We start from the raw sequence: 16628 nt of genomic DNA, 5'->3' as shown, positions 1-16628 counted from the left end.
GCCACTATAAAGCAGATATGTTAAAAACCTATAAACTCTAGATGAATAAATTGTAATTAGAAGCGCTGCGGCCCGCAGGGCTTCTATTTTGTGATTATTTACCAATCAAGTTGCAGCTCTGCTGCGCCGAATAAGTAGGTAAGTATTCTAACTAAGGGGGAAACAGCTTCAAAGAATCGGGCTTTGCACACATAATCTTGTAACACGCCCATACCTGCTTACTGCTTACAACTAAGATTCCGGGAGTGAAAACATCTTGCTAAACAAGTGGTCCGACAAGCTCGCCTTAAAAAATGTTTCGTTGAAAGTGAAGCTGCCCATCCTCATCTCGCTATTAGTTTCTTCCATACTGGCGGGCACTAGCGGCTTCGTTTATCAATTTGGGTCCGATGTCATTATGAAGGAAACAAGAGCAGAACTCGAATCAAATGCCGCCCGTATCGGTGAGAGCATGTGGACAGCCATTCAGCTGCAGGAGCAGTCCACCTATTTAATGGCTTCCAATGATATGTTTCAGAAGTTAATCACGGAAAAAGAGACAATGACGGATGAAGAATTTTACTCTGCAGACAGCTTGTACTTCAACTTAAGCCAAAATTATTTGAAAGCCGCTCTTGCGGGAACAAAAGGGATTAAGTCGTTTGTCGTCCTGGATGCTGCTGGAACCGTTGTCTCTACGACTGACGAGGTAATGCTGAACAAATCTCTTGCAGAACGTGAATATTTCCAGGAAGCGATGAAAGGCAGCAGCTATATTAGTGATGCGATCATTGCCAAATCTACAGGTGAGCTGCTCGTTGTATTCTCTCTTCCTATCAAAGATGCTCAGGGTAACGTACTCGGCGTATTTACATCAAGTATTACAACCGATTACTTCACCGAGAAGCTGCAAGGTATAAAAATTAATGACGAAGGTAATGTCGAAATTCTCAGCCGGACAGGCGTATATCTTTTCCATTCAGTGAACAAGGACATGGTCGGCTCTAAAGTAGAAGGAATCGAAGACTTCTTGGCACAACGCGCGGGTGATAAGCTTCTTCAAGGCAATCTTGAATTGCCCGGGACGCTTATCTACTATGCCAAAGTGCCGAAAGCGGATTTCGTTGTCAGTATCATAGATCCGGTGTCAGATGTGATGGAGCCCATCTATATGATGAGAGATTTCCTTATTATCATTACACTGGTTGCAATGTTAATTGCAATTGGAATTGGTCTCCTCATATCCCGCTCCATTACATCGCCGATTATCCGTCTCTCCAAGCTGTTCAAGCAGATGGCCTCCGGTGATTTGACCGTAGTGGCAGACGGTAAGTACCGCAGTGAGTTCAAAGACCTGGCAGACAGCTTCAATACGATGGCAGCACAAAACAAACAATTGATTACAAGCATGAACGATTCCATTCTCGTATTGAATACTAGCACCAACGAGCTGGATGCTTCGGCAAAACAAACATCTACCTCGATTACTGAAACTACCACGACAACAACTGAAATTGCCAGAGCAATCGAGACGCAATCTCAGGATACTGAACAGATCGCGGATAAGTTCCAAGGCTTCGGTGACCAGTTCGGTTCACTGCGGGAGAAAACGGAGACGATCAAGGAACAAGCTCGAAGCATCGTGGAGGTCTTCCACCAGAGCCGTCCGGTCATCGATAATCTCAGTCATATTAAGAGCCGGAATGAAGAAGAGGTTCAGAAGATTTCGAATATCACAGGCAAGCTGATGCAAAGCTCAACCAGCATTGGAAATATTACAGGGGCTATTGCGGAAATCGCCAACCAGACGAACCTGCTTGCGCTTAATGCTTCCATAGAGGCGGCGAGGGCAGGAGAGCATGGGAAAGGCTTTGCGGTAGTGGCTACGGAGATACGCAAGCTGGCTGAACAAAGCTCCAAGCAGTCGCAAGAGATTAATGGAATTATTGCGCAAAACTTGACCTTCGTAACCGAAAACAATGTCAGCGTTGCCGAGATTCAAAGCATCTCCAATTTGCAGGATGAATATGTAGAACAGACGAAAGCCGCATTCCTGACCATCTACAATAATGTTACCCAGATTGCAGAGCAGATCAGGGAAATGGCCGACCGTGTGATGGAAATGGAACAGGATAAAGATGAAGTACTGGAATCTGCTCAGAACCTGTCTGCGACCGGGGAAGAGGTATCCGCTTCTGTTGAAGAGGTAACGGCAACTATGCAGGAGCAGGCTGCAATGGTGCAGCAGCTTGCCGGTCTGGTTGAAACCATCGATTCGCTTACAAAAGAACTGGCGCAAGCCGCGTCAAAATTTAAAGTGTAGCTGCAAAAAGTAGAGAAGACATCGGTCCCGATTATAATTCGGGACTGATGTCTTCTTTGTTTAATGCAAATCGACCTGCTGGTTGATATCCGTACCTTCCGTGTTCTTGCCAATCATCCTGCGGAACATGAACTTCATCATCTGGAACTTGTTGCCGGAGTCCCAATACTCAGCGGTTTCAGCTTGTACCTTGATGAGCACAAGATTCGGATCATCGGCCGTGGTATCGAGAATCTCCTCGTAGGCCGGACTCCAGAATTCCTTGATTTTCTCACGGCTGTCTACGAGCTCTGCTTCGCCCCGGATGGATACATAGGATTTATCCGCATAAGCCACATTAACCTGCCTGTTATGGAGAATCTCATGGAATTTGCTGGTGTCCTTCTTGGTCAGGAACCAAAGGTCTCCGTCAAACTCGATTTCCTGGGTTTTCATTGGGCGTGAAACCAGACCCTCGTCCGAGACCGTTGTCAGCATAGCCGTATCGATATCGCGGATTAATTCCTTTACCTTCTTAACCGCCTCATGGTTATCCGTTACTGTATTCATTACCAAATCACCTCTTCAAAGTATGGTTTCAATAGTATTACACCTGTAAGGTGCTGCCAAACCACGCTTCAACTTCCGGAATTATAAATACTTGACCATTAATAGCGAATTGCCGACAATGGAGAAAAGGGAAATGAAAGCCCGTCTAGTTCAACAGACTCATCCTTTCACCTGGTTCACCAAACGGAGGCGACACCATGGGAGCTAATCCCCGCATCATGAAATATAAGCTGGAGATACCAGCTGCCCAAAAGCATTGGGTAAACAGGGCCTTGCTTCATATACCGCCGGAAGGAACACCTCCTCAAGGCATCACTTTAATTACTGCACCGGCTGGCAGCGGCAAATCAACGGTTATGACGCAGCTTGTCCACCAATACAATCAGCAGACGGCATGGTATACACTCGATGAGAACGATAATGATCTGCGCCGGTTCTGGCGGCACATCGTATATATGCTGCAGCCCTGTCTTGCAGCAGATGCGTGCGGCCGTTTACTGGCACTGCTCGCTGAGTATGCTGATCGTTCACTTGAGCCGTTCTTGGACCAGTTTCTGAACGAGCTGTTCGATACATCCGGTCCGGTCAGCGTAGCCCTGGATGACTACCATGTCATTACCAGGCAGGAGATTCACGCCAGTCTCAATTACTGGCTAAACCACCTGCCATCGAAGGTTCATGTGATGATCGCTTCACGCTCAGAGCCTCCGCTGGCGAATTTGCAAGCCTGGAACGTCAAGGGCAAGCTGCAGAGAATTGGATCGTTACAATTGGCATTTACAGTTGACCAGGCAGAGGAGTTGTGTCATTCCATTCTGGGCCAGTCCCTCTCCAGCGACTGCGTGAGCTCGCTGGTAGCGCGTACCGAAGGCTGGGCTGCAGGTCTTCAGCTTGCTCTGATTACATTGAAGCAGCGGCCGAGCAAGCAGTGGTCCTATTGGCTTCATGACCAGGACATGGGCAATTATATTAAGGAATATCTTCTTAAGGTGGTCTGGAGCGGTCTGGACGAACCGACCAGACGGTTCTTGCTCGAAACCTCCGTATTAACGCGATTTGATGCCAGGCTATGCGAGGAAGTGACGGGGCTGCCGGAGTGTGATGACAAGTTAGCCTCTTTGCAGGACAATGGTTTATTCCTCATATCTGTTGGAGGAGGGCTCTACCGTTACCACCAGCTGGCAGGCGATTTCTATGAAGCCTTATTAAGACAGCAATCCCCCGAGAGATGGAGCGAACTCAAGCGGAACGCCTGCCTGGCTTATGCTAGAGAGGGATGGTACGAAGAGGCAGTGGATTATGCCTTCACGGCCGAAGCATACGATCTGGCATCTGGTCTGCTTGATGAACATCTGCATGGTCTGGTTATGAAAGGGGAGTTCTCTCTTCTCGAGACATGGTTTAATCGTTTCCCCGAAGCGTTCCCTATACCAGCCAGACTGCGACTCGTAAGCGCCTTTGTAAGTACGGTTCAGGGCAAGCATGAGGAAGCGGGCAGGGTGATGAAACATCTGGAAGAGGAGCTGCAGGCTTCTCCCTCACATTCTGAACAGCTGGATAGGATGAGCGGCTTGTTCTTCGTTAAAGTTAATCATGCCTTTCACTCCGGCCAGTTTCAGGAATGGTTTCGCTTTTCCGAATCTATTCATGCCAGACTCCCGCAGGACCCGGTCTTTTTTGATTTCAATTATAACTACAACCAGCCATTTGTCCGTTATACCTCATTTGGTCTGCATGGTGCCCTGACGGATACGACAGCGGAAATGGGATGGAAAATTACGTCCCTCCTTAGCCGGAATGGATGGGAAGACTCGCTGATGTGTCAATATGTACTGCAGTCGCTGGCTGAAGGCTATTATGAATGGAATGAGCTTGACCGCTGCAGGGAATTGCTGGACCGGATTACCGTCGGGAAACGTTATTTGGAGGTTCCGGGACTGCTTGTTCCGGTAAGGCTGACGATGGCCCGATTGTGTCTTATCGAAGGAGACCGCACGGGTGCAAGAGCCATAATCGACCAGACGCTAAGACGACTGGACCAACCATCTCACAGCCCTTGGCGCAGGTCGTTATTGATCTTTCTGGCCGATATAGATTTGGCGGAGGGAGCTGTTGACCATGCGGAGGCAAGACTGCTCAGCGTGAACAGTTCCCGCAGTCACCGTGTTCATCTGGGCGCAGTACAGGAGACCCTCACACTTGCCCGTCTGCTAATTGCCAGAGGGGAAACAGAGGAAGGGTATACTCTGTTGATGCGGCTCTCCCTGCTGGTCGAAGAATCCGGTATGGTTAATCTCGCTGTCTCGGTGATGATTCTGCAGGCCTTCGCGGATATTAAGCAGGGCAGATGCAAGGAAGCTTCGAGACGTATCAAGAAGGCCGTCCTGCGTGTCATGCCTTTTCACTATGTGCGAACCTTCATAGATGAGGGAGAGTGGATGCGCAGTATATTAGAGGAGATGCTGGCTGTGTCAGCATTCGACCAACCGGAAATGAAAGCATACGCTGCTGCGCTTCTAACTACGATGACAGAGGAAATAGCTGACCAAAAGTCAGACCATCCGTCCGACACCAACGGGTTTGGGTTAACCGTTCAGGAAACCGAGGTTGTAAGGCTGCTTCATCTTGGCTATACCAATCGAGAGATATCGGAGCAGATGAGACTAACCCTTGGCACGGTCAAAGTGTATTTGAACCGGATCTACAGTAAACTGGGCGTTCGTACCCGTACCCAGGCCGTCCTGGTCACTACTCCGGCAGCCGCGGATTACCTTTCCATCTCCGAGTAGTCCAAGCCAATAACAATACTAGGAAAATGTAATCAGCGCAGCTGCAGCATGGCGGGAATTATCCCGGGTGCTGCGGCTGCGCTGTGTGTGTTTTATCACGGATTGTTAACTTTGGTTAATTGTGGGCTGCTGGCTTCTTTGCTACGATGTCGAATAGGGTCGGAATTCACTTGAGCTATAATTATGTCTTCTGTCCTAAAATCAGGCAGCATCACTATGTCGAAGGGGAGGTTTTATTTGCAAGTATTACGTAAAAAAGTGGCAGTCCTGCTTATATTCGCGCTGCTTATGCCGCAGCTGGGGACGAAGACTGCCGAGGCAGCATCCATAGTGCCCGCCGTGATAAAAGCTGTTGGAGGAGGGTACAGACATTCCCTGCTTATCGCCGGAGACGGAACCGTATGGACGCTGGGCGGCAACAGTGCCGGGGAACTAGGGGACGGAACAACACAGAATTCGTTTCGTCCTGTGCAGGTCACGAAGGCTGACGGCACTCCTCTTACTGGTGCCAAACAGGTAACCGGCGGATTTTATTTCTCACTTGCCTTGTTGAATGACGGCACGGTATGGGCATGGGGAAAAGGCGGCTACGGATCTCTCGGGAACGGTCTGACTGACAATCAATACAGAGCTGTGCAGGTTGTTCAGTCCGACGGGACACCAATTAGCGGAGTACGCAGTATTGCTGCGGGCAGCGGGCAGGCGCTGGCAGTTAAGGAGGATGGCTCGGTGTGGGGCTGGGGCTCCAATTCATCGGGTGAATTGACCGACTATGAGTACCGCATTAACCGGGCGGTTAGGTTGAAGGCGTCCAGCAGCTCTTACCTTACTGATGTGAAGGCTGTAGCCGCTGGCGAATACCACTCCATGGCCTTAAAGAATGACGGAACGGTCTGGGCATGGGGAAGCAACGTGTTCGATGGGCTTGGCAACGGGTCCAGCAGCAATTCGGTCTATCCCGTGCGAGTCATCGACTCCTCAGATCAGCCTTTGAACAATGTGGTTGACATCGGCGCTCACCGCCTCGGAGGTCTCGCTTTGAAGGCGGACGGAACGGTCTGGAGCTGGGGTTATAACGAGAATTATAACCTGGGGGTAGGTGCAGATGTTACGAGCAGCAGCAAGGCGCTGCAGGTACTGCAAGCCGGATCAGTTCCGCTTACCGATGTTGTGGCGTTAGCTGGCGGAAAACGGGTTACCATGGCACTTAAGAAGGATGGCTCCGTCTGGTGGTGGGGCATGCAGAACTCGAATCTTCGGGTTGCAATGCACCTTACAAGTAATGGAGCGCAAATGGCTGCCGGAGACAATCACGGCCTTGTCCTCAAGAAGGATGGGACGGTCTGGGGCGTAGGCTGGACAGATTCCGGACAATTAGGCATATCCTTTGCATCTCCCCAGATCTATGTCGGGTCTCCCGTTCAGGTCTATCCCGCAAGATCCCAGATAACCCTGAACAAGACACGGATGGATGCAGACGGGGCAAGCAAAGCACTGGTCATGGTAACCTTGCTTGAAGGGAGGAGCTTGCCAATTGGAAGAAGCGAAGGCATCGTACAGCTCAGCTCGACACTTGGCCAGCTTGGACCGGTAACCGACCACGGCGATGGAACCTACTCCGCCGAATTAACAGCATCCAAGGAATCGGGAACGGCGGTCATAACGGGAACGTTGAATGGGAATGCGATGAATACCACTGCAAGCCTGTATATGGCACCGCTGCCTCCTTCAATCGACCATTCAACCGTTACGGCAAGTCCGGCCTCGATTAAAGCTGACGGGAGCAGCACATCAACAATTACCGTGCAGCTGAAAGATGCCAACGGTAATTTGCTGAGCTCCGGCAGTCATAGCGTGCAGCTCAGTACAACTGGCGGAGTGCTTGGGACTGTACAAAACCACGGCAGCGGCAGATATTCCGCTTCATTAACTGCACCCACAACAGCTGGCTCTGCCACGGTTACAGCTGCGGTAGATGGTTCTTCCATCCGGCAAAAGGCATCCGTCCAGTTTGTTCCGGGTCCCGCTTCAGCAGACACTTCCAGTGTTGAGGCCGGTGCGGGGACAATTCGTGCCGGTTCAGGCAGTACGACGGTTACGGTTCGGCTGCTCGACAACTATGGCAACCCCCTGGTAACAGGAGGAAACAACGTCTCCCTGAAGACCAGCTTAGGGAGCATAGGTCAGGTAGCCGATCTTAACAATGGGCTGTACACAGCTGCGCTGCAGGCAGGCACAGTAGCGGGTACAAGCACAATCCGTGCCGAGCTTAACGGTGTGACCTTAAAGGATACAGCTGAAGTAACAATTCTGGCAGCTGATGCTTCTATGGAAAACTCCGTGCTGACAGCGGAATCGTCGACCCTTGTGGCCGACGGAATCAGCCGAACGCAGCTAACGCTGCAGATTCGGGATGTCTATAATAACAACTGGAGCGCATCCGCTGGAGTGGTAACGATGCAAACGACGGCCGGAGTCCTGTCTGCGGTAACCGATCTGGGGAACGGCAGCTACAAGGCGACGCTCCAGAGCAGTAACCGTGCGGGAACAGCCGCCATCACGGCTTGGTTGAACAATAAACCTGTACAGCAGCAAGCGCAGGTTGATTTCGTCCCGGGTCCTGCATCAGCCGCTCAATCGCGTTTGACCGCAGATAGTGCGCGGCTGACAGCCGGGATTGGCATAACCAGTCTGGCGGTAAAGCTTATCGACGCACATGGCAATCCACTGGTCAGTGGAGGAGATACGGTAGTCCTCAAGACAGACCTTGGACATATCAGTGATGTCAAGGACCTGGGAGACGGCACCTATTCGGCCATCTATACCGCCTCATTCAATACGGGTACAGCAGAATTATCTGCTGAGGTGAATGGATCAAGGATTCCGGGAACGCTGAGCATTCTTATTGTTCCGGGAGCTGCTTCCCCTTCGGCATCGACTGTGAAAGCCGGGGATTCTTATCTGACAGCGAACGGCAGCAGCCAAACCTCTGTTACCGTTCAGCTGAAGGACGTCCACGGTAATCCGCTGACGGCAGGGGGAGACGCGGTTCTGCTTGCTGCTACTTCAGGAACCGTAAGTTTGGTCAAGGATAACGGCGACGGCAGCTATACGGCAATTTTAACCTCAAGCACCTCGTCCGGTACGTCCATGATCAGCGCTATAGTGAACGGTGTAACACTTGACGATTCCGTCCAGGTTGATTTTCTGCCTGGTGAAGCCTCCGTCCAAGTGTCTGAGCTGAGGGCAGAGAGTTTACAGCTCACAGTGAATGGTACAGATTCAACAAGAATCCTTGTGCAGTTAAAGGATGAATACGGCAATCCTCTCCAGGCTGGCGGCAATCAGGTGGTCTTGAAGACAACCGCAGGCGAGTTAAGCTCTGTGCTGGATCACCAGGACGGCACTTACTCAGCTGTACTGATCGCCGGAACTGCAGCAGGGGATGCCGAAATATCCGGTACTGTCGATGATAAGCCCCTGGCAGACAGCATTAAGGTACAGCTGCTTCCGGGGCCTCCTGCAGCAGACACATCACTGCTGTTGGTGAACCGCGGCATATTAACTACGGATGAAGGAAGCAGCGCAGAAGTGTCGATCCAGCTTAAGGATGCATTCGGTAACAATCTGACAACCGATAACAGCGCATATCAATTGAAGCTGGCTTCAACACTTGGCAGCCTCACGGAGCCTGTCTATGCAGGACAGGGACGTTATACGGCACAGCTTCATTCTCGGCAGGCCGGTGAAGCGGTAATCACGGCGACCATCAATGATGCCAGGCTGACAAGCAAAGCAGCCGTTACATTTGTCCCAGGCAAGCCATCGCTCGTGTCCTCAACTATCGTCAGCGATCAGGAACGTCTGATTGCGAACGGCATGGAGGCCGCACAGATTACGCTGCAGCTGAAGGATGCATCCGGGAATAACTTAACCGATGAACAAACCTTGTCATCATTAGAATTATTCAGTTCGTTAGGCAGTATTTCAACACCTGTCTACGGAGGAGAAGGCAAATATACCGCCCGGTTAACATCAACCCGATCGGGACGCGCAGACATTACTGCTTTCCTTGATGGTTCTCTGCTGAATGCCAGCCTTAGTATCGAGTTTGTTCCAGACGTTGCTTCAGCTGGAGCAACAGAGCTTGTGACTGACCGCACCTCTGTGCCGGCCAATGGATCAGCGTATGCGTCGCTGACGATTAACGTCAGAGATGCGCACGGCAACCCTGCGCTCGGCGAAGTACGGCTGCAGACCACTCATGGAACGGTCACAGAAGTAACGTACAGCAGACCTGGTACCTATACGGCCGAGCTTAGTTCTACAGAGGCCGGGATAGCTGACATTAAGGCTTGGATTGATGGAGAGCCTGTCCCAGGCAGCATGCAGGTGACGTTCTCGGATGGAATCTGGTTTACGCCAGCCTCCTATCAAATACCGGTCGGAGAATCTGTGCGGACCGTCGTTGAGGTCACTTATGACGGAGCGGCGTGGGACCGAACCTCTGACTCCAATTTCCGGTATGACGATGGGGTCATTCAGGTAGCTATGGCAGATGACGGTTATTGGTATATGACCGGTCTCCACACCGGCAAGACGGTGATTGAGGCCGTATATCAAGGCCAGTCAGGCATGCTCATCGCCAGCGCACCGGTCACCGTCTACGCAGTACCAACCAAGCTGGTGCTGGAAGGCTCGCCGTATTCCATGAAGGAAGGCGGGTATGCGCAGATCAGCGTGATCGCGGAATATTCCGATGGAACGACGAAGGATGTGACCGCAGAGGCCGCATATAACGTGCATCATGCCAACATTGCGTCCGTTGACGCGTCGGGGAGGTTGCTGGGGCTGAGACCCGGACAATCGCAATTAACTGTAACCTTCGAAGGCTTAAGCGTTACAGCAGGTGTGGATGTTTCAGCTTCTGCCGCTCCTTCTCAACCAGAGACGGGAGGAGGAGGTGAAGGAGGTGGCGTTGCCGGGCCGACCACTCCAGTCCAGGTGCAGGAACCAGTCATAACGATAGAGCTGCAGCTTGATGGAAACAGCAGTCAGGTTATTCAGCTTAATCCGGATCAACTGGCGGCCGGCCGGATTGTAATTGAAACGAGTGAAGGAAACCGGGAATGGACGCTGCTAATGAAACGTTCTGCGCTGGATCAACTCAGGCAGATGAATGCTGCTATGTCTCTGGAGTGGCGTACACCGCTTGGGACGATGATTCTTCCTCTCGCAAATCTTGACAGCCAGGACTTATCCGCCTACTCGGAGGATATTCGTATATCCATCCGTACAGCAGAAGATGAGATGCAGTCGAAGGTGAACAAGATGGCCAGCAGGCTGGGAGCCAGCCTGCTCATGAAGCCATTTATGCTGTCGGTTGAAGCATTGGATCAGAAGGGCTTAGCAGAGCTGCTGGTTATGAGCAGAGATAAGGTTATCTTCCTGCCCTCTGCGATCAGCACTGCCGCAAATAATGGCGTTACCGTCACGGCCGTAGATGGCCTCGCCGAAACGTTATCCTATGTCGCTATGCGCGCGAATGGTCAAGATACGGCGGAGCTTCAGCTGAATACAGGAGTGTGGTATGCACTGCTTGAGGTCGAAGCGACGTTCGCAGATATGCAAGAGCATTGGGCGAATAGTGCGGCTGAACTGCTGGCGCAGAGGCTTATTGTCCAAGGTACCGGTCAAGGCAAGTTTGAGCCAGGACGACCGGTTACCCGGGCAGAGCTTGTCAGCATGCTGGCAAGAATGTTCGGTCTCGCCCCGGATAAGACGCCAGTGCATTTCAGCGATGTTTCCGGTCGCTGGTACGCGGCGGATATCCAGGCAGCACAAGCAGCCGGGTGGATCAAAGGCTATGCAGATGGAACATTCCGTCCTGAAGCAGCTGTATCCCGCCAGGAATTATTCGTTATTTTGGCCAGGGTGCTGCAGTCGCAGGGTTACGCAATGAATGAAGTAGGTACGGACTTATCTTATACGGATCAGGCATCGGTCCCTGCGTGGGCCGAGAGTTCAGTCCAGCAGCTTATCGCTGCAGGGATGCTTACAGGAGACCAGGCGAACAACCTGGCGCCCAGCCGTTCTGCCACTCGCGCAGAAGCTGCGGTGATGCTTGTAAGGATGCTGGAGAGCATAGAGTTGAATCGTTAAAAGGGAAATCAGCAGGCCTGCGTGCCTGCTGATTTTTTGTCTCCAGGTCATGGAAAATACAGGAGAACTTATTGTTCTGAGGGGAATGATGCGTTAGACTCGAACAGTAGAATTAGATGGGATTAATGGATTAGTAATATTCATGACCTATATTCATTAGAGAGGCGTGACTGTAAGATTATACACCCAGTCAAGAAAAGACTTGTACTCTTTCTGTTTGCCGCATTAATTATTTGTATCGCCATTACTAGTTTATTCGTTTCAACTGGAGAAAAGGTTCCGCAAGGGCATACGATCAACGAGCATCTTATTGAGAGCAAAAATTTTAGCATTAGCTCCATCTCTAGCGATGTTGATACCTCTGTGGAGGGAACCATTTTTATAAAAGGCCGTGAAGAGAGCCCTGATCATATTACCATTATTGCAGCAATTGAAATTGATCCTGACGATTGGGGAGGTGTGGCATTCTATATCCCTGAGCATTGGTCTGTCTCCAATGTGACTAGCAGTTACCCCGATCATAAACCTCCCGCCAATGCGGCTGATTATATCGCGACATGGACTACTGAGAGTAACCCGTTAAGCCAGTGGAACGCCTGGATTGAGATTGGAAGGGACAGAAGCTATACACCAACAGGAGGGGGTTCGGGTACCGTTGTACTAGAGCTGGTCAGAGATCCCGATAGGAGCGGCAACCAGCCAAAATCCTCTGAATTAGGGATTGAGGTTGGCTCAAGAGAAGCGGCTGGCAGGAAGGAAATGGGGACAGATACGATAACGATATCTGTCCCCCTAGAGTAGTTAATCATTGCTGCCCGGTCTTATGATTTGCGTTCCAGCACGGTGGCGAGGATGCGGTGGACGACCTCATGGTCACGCGGATCATGCAGGCGATAGCCCTCACCCGGCAGCGTGTACCACTCCTCGGCACCCACATATGTGATCGCGAACGTAAGGGAGCCATCATCCTCGCAGGTGCTCCGGAGCTCGAGTTCCCCGCTGATTACACCGACCTCAGTAGTCATTACACCATGAGTAGCGGTAAAGATTGACGACTTCATTTCCATAAAAGAAGCTCCCTTCCCGGCTTGAATGATAGCGCTGCAGGCACTACCGACCGGCAACCGAATAACACCTGCAGACGCTGCTTACGGACTTAGTAGGAGCAGGCGTTGAGCATGCTTTGAAGCGCAGACTTCTCAGACGACTGCAGGTGAAGGCCCCAACGATACTTGGTGTTAATCCACCACTTCGCATAGGCGCAGCGGGCGCCGGCACGCGGCGGCTGCCACGTCGACGGATCCTGGTCACCCTTGGACCGGTTCACGCTGGCGGTCACTGCAATCAGCTGTGGGCCGTTGAGATCGTTGGCGAATTTTTGACGTTGTTCCGTGGACCAGCTGCTGGCGCCGGAACGCCATGCCTCAGCCAGCGGCACAATGTGATCGACGTCGAGCTCGGACGGCGAATATACAGTGACACCGTCGAAGTAGCTGTACCATTTGCCGGACGTCACGGGGCAATTGCCGCTGTAGCTGTCAGCGTCACGCCTCAGCACAACTTGACGAGTGTCACAGCCGCCGCCTTGGCTGGTCCAATGCGGGAACTTGTCACGTGAATAGCCAGTCATGGAGTCTTCGGATTTTACGATCAGCGAGTCCAATTGCGATTGTGCAGTCGCTTTGGTTGGTGTTCCACTTGGCAGAGCCGAGGCTGTCTGAGGCAGTACAGCAACCGTGCTGACTAACAAGGCTGCCACTAACAATAGGGACACAACCGCCGATTTACCCTTTCTTCCTAACATTTGAAACACGAAATCCCTCCATTCGGTAATTGGATTGGGCAAACTCCTTGTCCACCCAGATTATTACTTTATAGGGAGTATATGAACTTGGGATTACGCGCAAGTAAAGTTTATATGTATTCTGGGAAGGTTGGTTGGACTTTGGGCTTGGAGGGAAGACGCCAGAAATGTTCTTACATAGCTTCCATAAAAGTGATAAACTGGGTGAATGAGAGGGGGAGAGAAGCTCTGTACATAAATTCAAATTTTCGTGCCGGAAGAGGGAAAAAGTATATTTTACCGACTATTCTGCTGCTCATTACAGCAAGCTGGATCGGGAATATATGGTACTACGAGTCAATGCAGCTGGATAAGCCAGTTTTCCTGAAGCATTATATGATTCTGAACGGCAATCAAAGCGATTGGATTGAGTTGACCTTTTTGGAGAACAAAAGGGACGGCAAGAAGGTAACAGGGATTAAGCTTGAAAAACTGCCGCAGGTTCGGTTTGAAATCAATCCACCCAATAGAAATTATAGGTATCAAGTCATTAGAAAGGCTTATGGTTCGTGGAATGGTGAGGAAAACCCGCCCATGGTGAGGGAACCGCTTATCATTACAGAGGCGACCGTTTATTATAGCGAAGGTCCTCCAGAGAAAGTGCCGATCGGTGAAATCCATATCATGTGGGAACGAAGCGAGGGCTTGCTGGAATCAGTCTCAAGCGGGGGTTCCTCAGATGGTACCGGCCAGTACACCGTCAATGTTAAAGAGGATCTCACTCTGGAACAAGTCGATTACAGCTTCAGTGACAGGCTTAGCTCTCTGTTCGAGTTCAATGTGATTACCCCTGATGGACCGGTCACCGAGATGCCTATCCATCTCGATGCCGGTGACACGCTTATCTTTGACTATGTATGGAAGATTCCCGCGGAGACAGCAGCGGCCTTTGAGATATATAGGGCCAATTTTCTCTTAAGCTACACAACAGGGGATGGCGAAATCATACATGACCGGATTCCAATCAGTTTCAACCGCTACTTAAGCGAGAAGCAGATCAACTGGTTCGCACGTTCTGGAGGTGAGCTGCCTTGAGCCCTTCACTGCGCAGTGTTTATAGGAGGCTTGGCTGGGGCCTTGTCTTTCCACTTCTAGATTTTCATTTGGAAAGCTTTGATATTTTTCCCGACTTCGTTGGATACCTGATTATTCTCTTTGCTTTGAACCATATCAGAGCCATGGACAGCCATATTAGGCATGCAGGCTGGCTGGCGCTTGTTCTTCTCTTCGTATCATTGCCGCAGCTTATGTTCAAGAGCAGCATCGATATGGAACAATTTGCAGCTGTCCCGCTTGGCATGCATGCTTACGTTCAAGCTGCGGCCATACTGCATGTGTGGTGTGTCATTCTCATTTTCAGGGGGCTGTACACAATTGGCAAAGCAACAATTCAGCCGGGTTTAGCAGCCGCAGTTGATTCCATTATGAAGCTCTATATAGCCTTGTTTGCCATACAGCTTTTATTCTATCCTTTTATGTTGAATATGGAAGATAGCGTGGTGTCGGTGCTTCAACTCTCTAGTCTGTTCATCTTCTTCGTTGAGCTGTTGTTAATCCGTGTGTTATTCCGTCTGTCACTTAATGCTTGATAATATAGGCAATTGAGAGGAGTGATGTCTTATGGTAAGACAATTAATGGATAGTAGGGCCAGAATAATAAAGGGGATAACGTATCAATAGCCCTGTAAACTGCGTGAATGCCCCAACAAGAGGGGACAAATGTATGAAGAGCCTTCCGGTAAAATGTAAGCTTGACCATGTTTCGTTTGAACTGCAAGAGCAGCATGATTTTGAATGGCTTCAATCTCTTGGCACGGTCTTCTGTGTATTTGACCAGCAGGATTCCGGCAACATCAGCTTCGGCGTAGAAAAGAATGGCACCAGGCTGTTTGTTAAATACGCAGGCTGCCGGCCGATGGATTATTCCGGAGACCCAAGAGATGCGGTCGCCAGGTTATCTGCTGCCGTGCCGCTTTACAAGACCTTAGAGCATCCACATTTAATTAAGCTCATTAATCATTTTGAAACAAGGGATGGGTACGCCGCCGTATTCGAATGGTTTAAAGGCGAATGCCTGCATTCCCATTGGCTGTTTGCAGGGGACGCCAAGCATACCCACCCTGACTCGCCTTACTGCAAATTCAAGCAGTTGCCCATTGAGAAGAGGCTTCGGTCACTTGATGTTATCTATGAATTTCATAAACATGTGGAGTCAAAAGGCTGCGTGGCTGTTGATTTTTACGATGGCAGCATTTTGTATGATTTTTCAACAGATGTAACCATGATCTGCGACATTGACTTTTACAGGACAGCTCCGTCTGTGAATGATCTGGGTGAGAACTTTTGGGGAGCAGTACGGTCGAAGTCACCGGAGGAGTTCACTTTAGGTGCGCCTATTGATGCAAGAACGAATGTCTTCACCATGGGAGCGATCGCATTTGGTTTACTTGGCGGTGAGATGGATCTTTCATTCTCCAAATGGGAAGCGGGCCGGTCACTGTACGAAGTCGCTTTGCGGGCTGTAAGCAAGGAACGGGAACAGCGATATACGTCGGTTAGCGAGTTTAAGTACGCTTGGGATGCAGCGTTAATCAGTTGAAATAAGGAGGGCTTCGTGAAAAAGTTGACCATACTCAAGTATACGCGCTATCTATTCCATGCTTTATTACTTCTATTCGTCATACTTACCTTTACGGGTTCACCGTCTGCGGTTTACCGTTTTCTCATGATCTTATGTTTAAGCTTATCGCAACTGGTTCTGACAGCCGAATTGTATACTTATAATCAGGAAGACTATGAAAAGAAGTATCCTCCGGGAACAAGATTACTAACGGGTTTTGCTGGGGTTGCAGCTCTCGGGGTGTCCATCTACTTATCAACCACTCTATGAGTATAAGAAAACCGGCAGCGGGTAAGGGAAACTTTGTCCGGCAGCAAAAAAACGATTAGAAGCCGCAAACGCGGCTTCTTTCAATAAACTAGT

At 50.4% G+C, this 16628-nt stretch carries 10 protein-coding genes; 7 read left to right on the top strand and 3 right to left on the bottom strand.

Features of this window, described 5'->3' with window-relative positions:
• Positions 1 to 256 precede the first annotated feature (256 nt).
• Positions 257 to 2302, top strand: coding sequence for a methyl-accepting chemotaxis protein (locus DNH61_RS04455; RefSeq protein ID WP_111145472.1), 2046 nt, complete (start codon positions 257 to 259; stop codon positions 2300 to 2302).
• A gap of 60 nt (positions 2303 to 2362) precedes the next feature.
• Here DNH61_RS04455 and DNH61_RS04450 read toward each other — a convergent pair whose 3' ends face one another.
• Positions 2363 to 2851 (bottom strand): pyridoxamine 5'-phosphate oxidase family protein, encoded by a 489-nt coding sequence (locus DNH61_RS04450; protein ID WP_111145471.1) that lies wholly within the window; start codon positions 2849 to 2851, stop codon positions 2363 to 2365.
• A 197-nt stretch (positions 2852 to 3048) separates the two neighbouring features.
• Here DNH61_RS04450 and DNH61_RS04445 point away from each other — a divergent pair, with 197 nt between their 5' ends.
• The 3 genes from DNH61_RS04445 to DNH61_RS26080 all read left to right on the top strand — a co-directional run bounded on the left by DNH61_RS04445 (position 3049) and on the right by DNH61_RS26080 (position 12603).
• Positions 3049 to 5640, top strand: a complete 2592-nt coding sequence (locus DNH61_RS04445; protein WP_111145470.1) for a winged helix-turn-helix domain-containing protein — start codon at positions 3049 to 3051, stop codon at positions 5638 to 5640.
• Positions 5641 to 5877: 237 nt separating this feature from the next.
• Positions 5878 to 11802: an invasin domain 3-containing protein gene (locus tag DNH61_RS04440; protein ID WP_111145469.1), complete on the top strand. Its 5925-nt coding sequence runs from the start codon at positions 5878 to 5880 to the stop codon at positions 11800 to 11802.
• A gap of 363 nt (positions 11803 to 12165) precedes the next feature.
• Positions 12166 to 12603: a hypothetical protein gene (locus DNH61_RS26080; RefSeq protein WP_146240944.1), complete on the top strand. Its 438-nt coding sequence runs from the start codon at positions 12166 to 12168 to the stop codon at positions 12601 to 12603.
• Between the two features lie 20 nt (positions 12604 to 12623).
• On the opposite strand, the gene DNH61_RS04430 is transcribed toward DNH61_RS26080, so the two are convergent.
• Together DNH61_RS04430 and DNH61_RS04425 are read right to left on the bottom strand one after the other, a co-directional pair.
• The gene (locus tag DNH61_RS04430; protein ID WP_111145467.1) at positions 12624 to 12869 is read right to left on the bottom strand and encodes a hypothetical protein; all 246 of its coding nucleotides are present in this window, start codon (positions 12867 to 12869) and stop codon (positions 12624 to 12626) included.
• A gap of 89 nt (positions 12870 to 12958) precedes the next feature.
• Positions 12959 to 13606 (bottom strand): HNH endonuclease family protein, encoded by a 648-nt coding sequence (locus DNH61_RS04425; RefSeq protein ID WP_111145466.1) that lies wholly within the window; start codon positions 13604 to 13606, stop codon positions 12959 to 12961.
• Positions 13607 to 13693: 87 nt separating this feature from the next.
• Between DNH61_RS04425 and DNH61_RS04420 the strand changes: the two genes are divergently transcribed.
• From DNH61_RS04420 to DNH61_RS04410, 3 genes are all read left to right on the top strand, one after another.
• Entirely contained in the window at positions 13694 to 14680 is a 987-nt protein-coding gene (locus DNH61_RS04420; RefSeq protein ID WP_146240943.1) for a hypothetical protein, read from the top strand.
• A complete protein-coding gene (locus tag DNH61_RS04415) occupies positions 14677 to 15234 on the top strand; it encodes a hypothetical protein (protein WP_111145464.1) in 558 nt (185 codons plus the stop codon). The genes DNH61_RS04420 and DNH61_RS04415 overlap by 4 nt, the downstream gene beginning before the upstream one ends.
• Before the next feature lie 134 nt (positions 15235 to 15368).
• A complete protein-coding gene (locus DNH61_RS04410) occupies positions 15369 to 16244 on the top strand; it encodes a protein kinase family protein (protein WP_111145463.1) in 876 nt (291 codons plus the stop codon).
• Positions 16245 to 16628 lie beyond the last annotated feature (384 nt).

Origin of the sequence: Paenibacillus sambharensis, assembly GCF_003233845.1 — a bacterium.
GTDB classification, from domain to species: Bacteria; Bacillota; Bacilli; order Paenibacillales; family Paenibacillaceae; genus Paenibacillus_I; species Paenibacillus_I sambharensis.
The sequence above is the reverse complement of the archived record's forward strand: the minus strand, read 5'-3'. Positions and strand labels throughout refer to the sequence as shown.